The following is a 2,834-nucleotide window of genomic DNA, read 5'->3' on the forward strand; positions in this document are numbered from 1 at the left end:
ATTTTTGGCCATTAGTCGCAGGGTGGCTCTTCTCGACTTTGTGTGATAATTTTTGCTTATGGAATCGTGAAATGCTTATCGGGCAAGACTTTTAGGGCTATTTTGCGGATATTCTATCAGTATAGACCTCGTTTCCACACATAAACCAGAAGAGCCCGCAGGGTTTGATGCAATTCCTCGCGACTGTGAATTTCCTCCAGACGATGAACGGGAACACCTTGATCGAAGAGAATTAACGTAGGTAAACTACGCAGACGAAAACTATTAGCTAATTGAAAATTCTCATCGGCATTGACACTGACTAATTGAATTGCGCCTTGACACTCATTTTGCCAAGAACAGAGGGTGGGTTGGATTAAACGACATAAACCACACCAAGGAGCCCAAAAATGCACGATAACCGGACGGGAAGACTCTAAAACTAGCTTATGGAAGCTCTTTTCGTTTACAGATAGTATCATGTCTAAACAGATTTTATGAAAACTTGATTTTGATATGGCAACCATTCTACACCAATCGGGATCAATAAGAAAGGGGTTGAGAGCAAAATCACCAATAAATTTTACTTGTTGCCTGCATTAGCCAAGGATGCGCCCACCAGAGGAGTAAAATAAACCCTGTTACTCCTAGATAGGCAGGACGAAGGAATTCTTGCCATTTTAGGCTTTGCCGACCATCGATAATCGCTAAAAAGGGAATCACCGAGGTGCGTTCTTTGACCTTTAAAAATGCCTCTCCGTAACGGTTCTCTAACCGGCGATCGCCATGCCAGACAGCAAAAAGATGATGGGCAATTAAACCTAGGGAAGTCAATAGGGTAAAGCTTGTCCCTAACCAGAGGGTGTGAGCAATACACCAGATCACCTGTCCTACCATCTGGGGGTGACGGGTAACGCGCAGGATGCCGGTTTCGTAGAGATGAACCTGCGGTTTTTGGATAGCGGCGATCTCCAGCAGGTTAAAGGTGGCAGGATAGAGAAAGAAAAAAGAAATGGCCGAAAGTATCCAAACTAGGGTTTTTACTCCGGTTACTCCCTGTACTTGCCAGAGAAGCAAACCATCATAACGATGATTGAAGAAATAAACTACTAAAATTACCGCTAGAGGGATACTAACAAGGGCAAATAATACCCGATACAGTCGCGCACCGATGATAGCTTCTCCCCCCATTCGTAAACTGGCTAATCCGCTATGCGCGACGGCAAAACCCAGTAATAAACCTAACATAATCCAATGACTAGCGAATGCCACTTTTACCCTCTTGATTGACTAAATTTTTCTCCGAATTCTATTTTAAAGATTGATGGTTAATTTTTCGCCCCCTTTTTTTGTATTGCCAGTATCGGGGATTCGGGGCAAAATAAAACTATGCTTCCTCAAAGCCATTCCCAAGAATATACCCGGGGAACTATCTAATTTTGCAACTTTTTAGGTAATATGCTAAGACGCATTTAAACCGCCTATACTTAGATTAGCCCCCCTTGCCCCTTGCAAGAGTGCCTCAACCCTCATCTCAACAAGCAATTTAAATACGCGAGCAGCTTATGTCTTATCCGCAAAAGCGATTTGTGATGGTCTGTCAGCATTCTTCCTGTTTGGTGCAGGGTGCGTCCGAGCTTCTTTTAGCATGGCAAACGGCAGCTCTCCCAGAAGATGTCATCGTTATGACCAGTGGTTGTCAAGGACAGTGTAGCACTAGCCCCACGGTGAGAATTATTCCCGAGGAAACTTGGTACTGTCGTGTTAAACCAGAGGATGTCAATCAGATTGTCGAAGAACATTTAAAAAACGGTCAACCGGTTGAGCGTTTACTCCATCCACGCATTCACGCTCAATGGCAGTAAACTTGATCATCAATTTTTAAGTGATGCTTCACAAGAGTCTTTTGCTCCTAGGTTAAACCCTTTGAGTGCCTGTGATTTCAGCTTAGTCTATTGTCTATGAGCGACTTAAAAATTCCCACATCCAAGAGAGAAATAATTACAGCGAGAATTGTCCCCAAAAGTAGCTGTTATGTCATTGAAATCGTCTATGAAAGACGGTCGGAAACCACAGATAAACAACAGATAGCTGGGGTAGATTTAGGAGTTAATAACTTAATGGCTGTAACTACGAATCAAACAGGTGTAGCACCTCTTTTGGTAAATGGCAGATACTTAAAAGCAATTAACACCTTCTACAATAAACAACGTTCCCGCTTGCAATCTCAACTGAAAACCCAAAATAATCAACCCTCATCTAAGAGATTGATATTCCTAACCCATAAACGAAACTGTCGAGGAGAAAATTATCTCCACACAGCCAGCAAAAAAGTAATAGATTGGTGTATTCGACCTCAAATAGGGACATTAATAATTGGGCATAATGAGTGGATGAAACAATCTCTTAATCTAGGAAAAAGGAATCATCAACAATTGGTCAATATTCCTCATCATAGATTAATAGAAATGTTAACCTATAAAGCTCAATTAAAAGGAATAAAAGTCATAATAACTGAAGAATCCTATACGTCACAATCCAGTGACTTAGATAGGGATGAGTTACCTAAATATGGTGAAGAAAAACCATTATTTAAGGGAAAAAGGTTAGCTAGGGGACTGTATAAAATGGGAACAAATCAGTTGTTAAATGCCGATGTAAATGGGGCATTTAACATCACTATAAAAGTAATTACTGATGTTATTGAGCAGGGATTGACATCCTCGCCGCCGTAAAACGGACGGCGATTCCTCACCACGCCACTTTTTTAGGGTGGTCGCTGAATGGGGTTGACGCTTCACCGAAAAACGCTTAATTGCTTAAGTCTGACACTTCCTCCACGTCCATTTTGAGTG

4 protein-coding genes are annotated in these 2,834 nt (G+C 41.8%); 2 read left to right on the forward strand and 2 right to left on the reverse strand.

Going from position 1 to position 2,834, the window contains the following annotated elements; translation table 11 throughout:
* Positions 1–116: 116 nt before the first annotated feature.
* A complete protein-coding gene (locus IM322_RS19790) occupies positions 117–461 on the reverse strand; it encodes a thioredoxin family protein (RefSeq protein ID WP_287676972.1) in 345 nt (114 codons plus the stop codon).
* An 88-nt stretch (positions 462–549) separates the two neighbouring features.
* A complete protein-coding gene (locus IM322_RS19795) occupies positions 550–1,251 on the reverse strand; it encodes an NnrU family protein (RefSeq protein ID WP_286827144.1) in 702 nt (233 codons plus the stop codon).
* 293 nt (positions 1,252–1,544) lie between these two features.
* Between IM322_RS19795 and IM322_RS19800 the strand changes: the two genes are divergently transcribed.
* Positions 1,545–1,844, forward strand: coding sequence for a (2Fe-2S) ferredoxin domain-containing protein (locus IM322_RS19800; protein WP_002786792.1), 300 nt, complete (start codon positions 1,545–1,547; stop codon positions 1,842–1,844).
* Positions 1,845–1,940: 96 nt separating this feature from the next.
* Entirely contained in the window at positions 1,941–2,714 is a 774-nt protein-coding gene (locus IM322_RS19805) for an RNA-guided endonuclease InsQ/TnpB family protein (RefSeq protein ID WP_287676969.1), read from the forward strand.
* Positions 2,715–2,834: the final 120 nt, after the last annotated feature.

Source organism: Microcystis sp. M109S1 (assembly GCF_020247025.1).
Lineage (GTDB): Bacteria > Cyanobacteriota > Cyanobacteriia > Cyanobacteriales > Microcystaceae > Microcystis.

Excerpts from the sequence above, each read along its gene's own strand:
- IM322_RS19790 (WP_287676972.1), bottom strand. The coding sequence starts at position 461 with ATGATACTATCTGTAAACGAAAAGAGCTTCCATAAGCTAGTTTTAGAG.
- IM322_RS19800 (WP_002786792.1), top strand. The coding sequence starts at position 1,545 with ATGTCTTATCCGCAAAAGCGATTTGTGATGGTCTGTCAGCATTCTTCC.
- IM322_RS19805 (WP_287676969.1), top strand. The coding sequence starts at position 1,941 with ATGAGCGACTTAAAAATTCCCACATCCAAGAGAGAAATAATTACAGCG.